We start from the raw sequence: 7,592 nt of genomic DNA on the forward strand, positions 1-7,592 counted from the left end.
GGACAAGCCCGGCCATGACGAGAGGACAGGGCTACCCTCAATCTGCGGCAGTTAGGTGGACTGGCGCTTGCATGGTAGACGGGCTTGTATTTTCAACAGAGCCCGAGACCCTTCATGCCCATCGTGAACCGCGTCGCCGACCTTCAACCCGATATCCAGGCCTGGCGGCGGGACATCCACCAGCACCCCGAGCTGCTCTACGATGTCCACCGCACCGCAGCATTCGTGGCGGATCGCCTGCGCGAGTTCGGCTGCGACGAGGTTGTGACCGGCATTGGCCAGACCGGCGTGGTCGGCGTGATCAAGGGCAAAAAGCCCGCCGGCGAGGGGCTCAAGGCGATCGGCATGCGCGCCGACATGGACGCGTTGCCCGTCGACGAGCAGACCAACCTGCCTTACGCCTCGAAGACTCCGGGCAAGATGCACGCCTGCGGCCACGACGGCCACACCGCAATGCTGCTAGGGGCCGCACGCTATCTCGCCGAGACCCGCAATTTCGCCGGCAACGCCGTCGTGATCTTCCAGCCGGCCGAGGAGGGCGGCGCCGGCGGAGCGGCGATGGTCAAGGACGGCATGATGGAGCGCTTCGGCATCGAGCAGGTCTACGGCATGCACAACGGCCCCGGCATTCCGATCGGCTCCTTCGCGATCCGGCCCGGCCCGATCATGGCGTCGACCGACGAGGTCGATTTCATGATCGAGGGCCTCGGAGGCCATGCCGCGCGTCCGCACAAATGCGTCGATTCCGTTCTCGTGGGTGCGCAGCTGATCACCGCCTTGCAGTCGATCGTCTCGCGCAGCGTCGATCCCCTGGAATCGGCCGTGATCTCGATCTGCGAATTCCACGCCGGCAATGCCCGCAACGTCATTCCGCAAACGGCGACGTTGCGGGGCACGATCCGAACGCTGACGCCTGATGTGCGCAAGCTGGTCGAGAAGCGGGTGCGCGAAGTCGTGGCTGGCGTCGCCCAGATCACCGGCGCAAAGATCGACCTGCACTACAAGCGCGGTTATCCCGTCGTGAACAATCACGTCGCGCAGACCGAGGTAGCGATGCGTATCGCGAGGCAAGTCGCGGGCGATACCAATGTGGTGGAGATGTCGCCGATGATGGGCGGCGAGGATTTTGCCTACATGCTGGAAGCGCGCCCCGGTGCCTTCATCTTCTGCGGCAACGGCGACAGCGCCGGCCTGCATCACCCCGCCTACAATTTCAACGACGAGGCGATCGTGTTCGGCACGTCCTACTGGGTCAAGCTGGTCGAGGAGCAGCTCGCAGCGTCATGACGCGCTGAGCTGAGGCACAACCGGAAAGGGCCCATGCATGGCACGGGCCCTTTTTGTTGGCATGTGTCTCGCGGCTCAGAACACGTGCGAGAACAGGTAGTACAGCACGCCCGAGATGATCATCGCGGCCGGCAGGGTCAGCACCCAGGCCATGGCGATGTTGCGGATCGTCGCCCATTGCAGGCCCGAGCCGTTGGCGGCCATGGTGCCGGCGATGCCCGATGACAGCACGTGGGTGGTCGAGACCGGCAGGCCGTAGACGTCGGCGGCGGCGATGGTGGCGGCCGCGGTGATCTCGGCGCAGGCGCCTTGCGCATAGGTCAGGTGCGTCTTGCCGATCTTCTCGCCGACGGTGACGACGATGCGCTTCCAGCCGACCATGGTGCCGAGACCAAGCGCGATGGCGACCACGATCTTCACCCAGCCGGGGATGAACTTCGTCGCGCTGTCGAGCGAGCCCTTGTAGGCGTTGAGCACGGCGACGTCGGCGGCGCTGAGCTCGGCTTCCTTGTCCTTCATCAGGAAGCGCAACGCTTCCGATGCGAGGTACATGTCGTTGCGGGTATTGCCGACGAGGTCGGCGGGCACCTTGGCGAGCGAACCGTAGGTGCTCACCTGCTTGGCGATGTCGCGCACCAGCACGGCGAGCGACGGGAACGTACCGCCAGTGACCTCGCGCTGCGCGACATAGTTGGTCACGGCCGGTCGCGGATTGCCGATCACGCTGTAGCCGGCGGCCTTGCCCTCGATGATCTTGCTGGCGGCTTCCGAGTTCTGGATGAACGCGGCGATCTGGCTTTCCGGCAGCGCGCGGTTGAGCGCATAGGCGGTCGGCACCGTGCCGATCAGGATCAGCATGATCAGGCCCATGCCCTTCTGACCGTCATTGGAGCCGTGGAAGAAGCTCACCAGCGTGCAGGTGAGGATGAGGATGCCGCGGATCCACCACGGCGGCGGCTGGTCGCCCTTCGGCTCGCCGAACAGAGCGGGCGTGGCGCGCAGCAGCACGGTGCGCAGGATCAGCAGCAGTCCGGCGGCGAGCGCGAAGCCGAACAGCGGCGACAGCAGCAGCGCCTTGCCGATATTGGTGGCCTGGGTCCAGTCGACGCCGGAGGTGCCGCTGCGGCCATGCAGAACCGCGTTCATGATGCCGACGCCCATGATCGAGCCGATCAGGGTGTGCGAGCTCGAGGCCGGCAGGCCGAAATACCAGGTGCCGACGTTCCAGATGATGGCGGCGATCAGCAGCGCGAACACCATCGCGAAGCCCGCGCTGGAGCCGACCTGGAGGATCAGTTCGACCGGCAGCAGCGAGACGATGCCGAACGCGACCGCGCCCGAGGACAGCAGCACGCCGAACAGGTTGAACATGCCGGACCACACCACGGCGACATGGGCGGGCAGCGAGCGGGTGTAGATCACGGTTGCCACGGCGTTGGCCGTATCGTGGAAGCCGTTCACGAACTCGAAGCCGAGTGCGATCAGGAGCGCGACGAAGAGCAGGAGGAACGGAGCGAAGGTCTTGACCTGGGCGCCGGAGGCATCGACGTCGACCCAGATGCTGTAGGCGACGAGGAGCAACGCGGCAGCGATCACGCCCATATAGATCACGCCGGTGAGCGGATGAAATCCACGATTGAGGTCTGGCCCCTTACCCAAGGCAGGCTCGATCGAGCCCGGCAAAGCAACGTCACTCATTGGAAATTCTCCTGTCCCATGGCCCCGATTTTGCGCGCGGCATGTGACAGGCGGTTGAAATGGCGGGNTTCTCTACGGCCTGTTGCTGTGCATCGGCGCCGCCTCAGGCGGCGCGCGGGGCTTTCTTCTGCAACGCGGCGGCGATCTTCAGGTCTTCGACAAAGCGCTGATATTCCATCACCTTCGCCTCGGGATCAGGCAGCCGCAGCAAATAGGACGGATGCACCGTCACCAGAGCCTTGCGTCCGTCGGTGAGGTCTATGAGCCGGCCGCGGGTCTTGCCGATGGGCGTGATCTTGCCGAACACGCTTTGCGCGGCGGTCGCGCCCATCGCCACGATGAGATTGGGCTGGATTGCCGAAACTTCCCGCTCGTACCATTGCCTGCAGGCTTTGATCTCTGGTGTTGCCGGCTTCTGGTGCAGGCGGATCTTTCCGCGCGGCACGAATTTGAAGTGCTTCACGGCGTTGGTGACATAGACCTTCTTGCGGTCGACGCCGGCCTCCGCAAGCGCACGGTCGAGCATCTGGCCGGCCGGGCCGACGAAGGGATGGCCGGCGAGGTCCTCCTTGTCGCCGGGCTGCTCGCCGACCAGCATGATGGTGGCGTTCTCAGGGCCTTCGCCGAACACTGTCTGCGTTGCATTCTTGTAGAGCGGGCAGGCGCGACAATGCGCAGCCTCTTCGCGAAGCGTTTCGAGATCGTCGGCGGCAGGTTTACGTTTCATCGGAGCCTCCGGCCGTTTCTGAGGCTTGTGCGGATCGGTTGCGGCGTTGGCGATCATGGCGCCGGTCATGCGCTCGGCGTCCTCGATCAAGGGCTTAATGATCGAGGCCTCGGGCAGGTTCCTCCAGTATTTCTTCGGCATCTCCGTCTGCATCGCTTTCACCTTCAGGCGTGCCGGATTGAAGATGCTGGCGTAATAGCGCCGCCAGGTTTCCTCCAGCCGGTCTTCGCCCGGCGCGTCGCTCTTGCTCGCGCCCGGCGTGAACGAGAGCGCATGGCCGTCCCAATGCGCGCAGAGATCGGGCGTCAGGATCGACCAGGGCATGTCGGCAAAGCGTCTTGCGAAGAACGGCGCCGCGCGTTCGACGATGTGATGTTCCGGCTCGAACCAGGCAACGTAATGGGCGTCGCGCTCGCGGCCGATCTCGCGAAAGCGCACGAAGGCGTGCATTTTGTGCTCGTCGCGATGGACCGCGCGTGCCATCGCCGTGACCAGCGCAACATCAGGATCGGTCGCGACCTCGATCAGATCGTGATGGTCCTTCAGCCGCCAGAGCAGCCGATAGAGGATCGCAAAGCGCTTGCGATCGCGATGCAGGATTGCTGATTTTGCGAGATCGACGAATTTGCCTGATACATTGAACGTGCCGTCATTCACTTCGAGGATCGGCGAAGGTGCGGGCGGCGCAAACAACTCCGCTTCGCCGCCTTGCACGGCCCAGGTGACGTCGGTGGGCCGCACATGATGAAGCACGAGGCTGCGGGCGGCTTTGCGCCAGCCGTCGAAATCGGTTTCGCTGTCGAGGGTCATGTACTGCATCAGAATCCAAACCCCAATTGCGTTGCTTTCGGCTTAAATCGTTCGATCAGTCCGGCAGCATCGAGACGATGCGGCGAAGGGCGGTGATCGCTGAGAACGATGAACGGCAGCGCCTTGTGCTTGGGCACGTGCAGCCGCGCCAGGTCGGAGAGGCGGATCGTGGTGGTGCGCCGCGTCGCGATGATGCGCTCGACCGCCTTGGTGCCGAAGCCCGGCACCCGCAGCAGCTCCTCGCGGCTGGCGCGGTTGACGTCGAGCGGGAAGCGGTCGCGATGGCGCAGCGCCCAGGCAAGTTTCGGATCGATATCGAGCGGCAGCATGGCGCTGTCGTCAACGATCTCCGCAACGTCGAAACCGTAGAACCGCATCAGCCAGTCGGCCTGGTAGAGCCGGTGCTCGCGCAGCAAGGGCGGCTGCACCAGCGGCAAGGCGCGGCTGGCATCGGGGATCGGGCTGAAGGCGGAGTAGTAGACGCGCCGCAGCCGGTAGGAGCCGTAGAGATTGGCGCTGGTGTGGAGGATGGTGTGATCGTTGGCGCTGTCGGCGCCGACGATCATCTGCGTGCTTTGGCCGGCCGGCGCGAAACGCTGCGGTCTTGCCTTTGTTTTTGCGTTACGGCCTTCCTCGGCCTCGTCGAGCTTCAGCCGCAGCCGGCCCATGGTGCGGCGGATCGCGCGCACGTCTTTCTCGGGCGCGAATTGCTGCAGGCTCGCGGCTTCAGGCATCTCGATGTTGATGGAGAGACGGTCGGCATATTTGCCGGCCTCCGCGATCAGCGCATCGTCAGCTTCCGGAATTGTCTTGAGATGGATGTAGCCGCGGAAGTGATGCTCCTCGCGCAGCTTTCGCGCGACGCTCACCACTTGCTCCATCGTGTAGTCGGGGCTGCGGATGATGCCGGAGGAGAGAAACAGTCCCTCGATGTAATTGCGCCGGTAGAAGTCCAGCGTCAGCTTGACCAATTCGTCGATGGTGAAGCGGGCGCGCGGCACGTTGGAGGAGGCGCGGTTGACGCAATAGAGGCAATCGTAATTGCAGGCGTTGGTGAGCAGCACCTTGAGCAGCGAGATGCAGCGTCCGTCCGGCGCGTAGGAATGGCAGATGCCCATGCCCGGCGCAGTCGAGCCCATGCCCTTGCCGTCGCTGGAATCCCGCTTCTCGGTGCCGCTGGAGGCGCAGGAGGCATCGTACTTGGCGGCATCCGCGAGAATTTCCAGCTTGCGTTGTATGTCCATGTTTGAATCTCTTTGATTTCGCTCATGAATCTTTGGCGCGCCAATTCGATTGACTCTTCGGCTGCCGTTAGCTTTATATTAGAACATATCATGAACAAATGAGCCAGCCGTTGGTTCTTCTTTTGAAAGCCACGGCATCAATCTTTGAGGAGCGGCGAGCATGAGCGGCGCACGCACGAGCGCGCTTGCGACCTTGCGCAGCCAGATCGAACGGATCGAGACAGCGGAGGTCGTGCATCATCAGGACCGCGTCGCGCTTGGTCACAGTGAGGTCGATCGCGCCTTGAAAGGCGGGCTCGCGCGCGCGGCGATCCACGAGGTGTTTTGCGAAGGGCGTCAGGGCGCGGCCGGGACCGGCTTTGTCACCGGGCTTGCGGGCCGCGTCACGACGCAGCGGCCGCTATTGTGGGTGCGGCAGGATTTCTCGGAGATCGAGACCGGCGCGCTGTCGATGAGCGGGCTCGCCGAGCTCGGCCTCGATCCGCGCCGCGTGGTGATGGTGCGTGCGGCTGACGTGGAAAGCGCGCTGCGCACCTCGGCCGATGCGCTCGCCTGCGATGCGCTCGGCGCCGTCGTGCTCGAGCTCTGGGGCGAGATCAGACAGTTCGACCTGGTGGCGAGCCGCAAGCTGACGCTGGCTGCGCAAGGCTCAGGCGTCACTGGCCTGTTGCTGCGGATGGCGGCGCAGCCGCTGCCGTCGACCGCGGAGACGCGCTGGATGCTGCGCGCGGCGCATTCACCGCCAGGATCGGTTTGGGATGTCTGGGGCGCGCCGCGCTTCGATGTCGAGCTGTTGCGCAATCGTCATGGCCCGTGTGGCCGGTGGATCATGGAATGGAAATGTGATGAGTGCCAGTTCAGTGAACCGTCGACGTATCCTCAGCCTGTGGCTGCCGCGCCTGCCCATCGACCGGATCCAGCGGTTCTTCAGCAGCGCCGGGCTGGGTAAGAATAACAATGAGCCGAACATTGTCGTCATCAAGGACGTCAATGCATTGGTAATCCATGCGCTGGACGAGGCCGCAGAGCGCCTCGGCCTGTATATCGGCCAACCGCTGGCCAATGCGAGGGCGATGTGCCCAGATTTGAAAGTGTTCGACGCCGATGTCGTGGCTGATGCGAAGACGCTCAGCGACATCGCCGATTGGTGCGACCGCTTCACGCCGCTGGTGGCGCTCGATCCGCCGCATGGGCTGTTCCTTGATATCACCGGCTGCGCGCATCTGTTCGGCGGCGAGGCTGCCTTGTTGCAGACGCTGGTCCGGGCCCTCGGTCGACAAGGCTTTGCCGTCAGTGCGGCCATCGCCGGCACCTCGGTCTGCGCGCGCACGCTGACGCGGCAGGCCACGGGCAGCATTGTTGCCGATGGCGAAGAGGCGGCGGCGATCGAGCGGTTTCCGGTGTCCGCGCTCGGTGCGGACGAAGCGATCACCACCGGCCTGCGCCGCGCCGGCCTGAAAACCATCGGCGATGTCGCATCGCGCAACGCCTCCGAAATCACCGCACGCTTCGGCGCGCGGTTTTCCACGCTGCTCGCGCATGCGCTGGGGCAGGGCGATGCGCCGATCAGCCCGCGCAAGCCGCTGCCCGATTACATCGTGGAAAAACGCTTTGCCGAGCCGATCGCGACCGACACCATGATCGCGATGACGCTGTCGCGGCTCGCTGACACGTTGATCGCGTCCATGGAGAAGCAGGGCAAGGGCGCGCGGCGGCTGGAAGCTGCGTTCTTCCGCACCGACGGCGTGGTGCGCGCGATCATGGTCGAGACCGGGCGTCCGGTGACGCGAAGCGCCGTCATTGACCGGCTGTTCCGCGAACGGCTC

6 protein-coding genes are annotated in these 7,592 nt (G+C 64.5%); 3 read left to right on the top strand and 3 right to left on the bottom strand.

Features of this window, described 5'->3' with window-relative positions; translation table 11 throughout:
* The first annotated feature begins 114 nt into the window (after positions 1 to 114).
* The gene (locus AOQ71_RS26405) at positions 115 to 1,287 is read left to right on the top strand and encodes a M20 aminoacylase family protein (protein ID WP_057753007.1); all 1,173 of its coding nucleotides are present in this window, start codon (positions 115 to 117) and stop codon (positions 1,285 to 1,287) included.
* A gap of 75 nt (positions 1,288 to 1,362) precedes the next feature.
* Here AOQ71_RS26405 and AOQ71_RS26410 read toward each other — a convergent pair whose 3' ends face one another.
* From AOQ71_RS26410 to AOQ71_RS26420, 3 genes are all read right to left on the bottom strand, one after another.
* The gene (locus tag AOQ71_RS26410; RefSeq protein WP_057753008.1) at positions 1,363 to 2,985 is read right to left on the bottom strand and encodes an inorganic phosphate transporter; all 1,623 of its coding nucleotides are present in this window, start codon (positions 2,983 to 2,985) and stop codon (positions 1,363 to 1,365) included.
* A 103-nt stretch (positions 2,986 to 3,088) separates the two neighbouring features.
* On the bottom strand, positions 3,089 to 4,531 hold the full coding sequence (locus tag AOQ71_RS26415; protein ID WP_057753009.1) for a UdgX family uracil-DNA binding protein: 1,443 nt from the start codon (positions 4,529 to 4,531) through the stop codon (positions 3,089 to 3,091).
* Positions 4,531 to 5,766 (bottom strand): putative DNA modification/repair radical SAM protein, encoded by a 1,236-nt coding sequence (locus AOQ71_RS26420; protein WP_057753010.1) that lies wholly within the window; start codon positions 5,764 to 5,766, stop codon positions 4,531 to 4,533. The genes AOQ71_RS26415 and AOQ71_RS26420 overlap by 1 nt, the downstream gene beginning before the upstream one ends.
* 160 nt (positions 5,767 to 5,926) lie before the next feature.
* Here AOQ71_RS26420 and AOQ71_RS26425 point away from each other — a divergent pair, with 160 nt between their 5' ends.
* Complete coding sequence (locus tag AOQ71_RS26425) at positions 5,927 to 6,715, top strand: ImuA family protein (protein WP_057753011.1); 789 nt, start codon at positions 5,927 to 5,929, stop codon at positions 6,713 to 6,715.
* Positions 6,612 to 7,592: Y-family DNA polymerase (locus AOQ71_RS48540; protein ID WP_245317149.1), on the top strand; the 981-nt coding region annotated here is incomplete at its 3' end. The genes AOQ71_RS26425 and AOQ71_RS48540, both read left to right, overlap by 104 nt.

This window comes from Bradyrhizobium manausense (assembly GCF_001440035.1).
GTDB classification, from domain to species: domain Bacteria; phylum Pseudomonadota; class Alphaproteobacteria; order Rhizobiales; family Xanthobacteraceae; genus Bradyrhizobium; species Bradyrhizobium manausense.

Coding starts and splice junctions, on each gene's coding strand:
- AOQ71_RS26405 (WP_057753007.1), top strand. CDS start 115: ATGCCCATCGTGAACCGCGTCGCCGACCTTCAACCCGATATCCAGGCC.
- AOQ71_RS26425 (WP_057753011.1), top strand. CDS start 5,927: ATGAGCGGCGCACGCACGAGCGCGCTTGCGACCTTGCGCAGCCAGATC.
- AOQ71_RS26410 (WP_057753008.1), bottom strand. CDS start 2,985: ATGAGTGACGTTGCTTTGCCGGGCTCGATCGAGCCTGCCTTGGGTAAG.
- AOQ71_RS26420 (WP_057753010.1), bottom strand. CDS start 5,766: ATGGACATACAACGCAAGCTGGAAATTCTCGCGGATGCCGCCAAGTAC.
- AOQ71_RS26415 (WP_057753009.1), bottom strand. CDS start 4,531: ATGCAGTACATGACCCTCGACAGCGAAACCGATTTCGACGGCTGGCGC.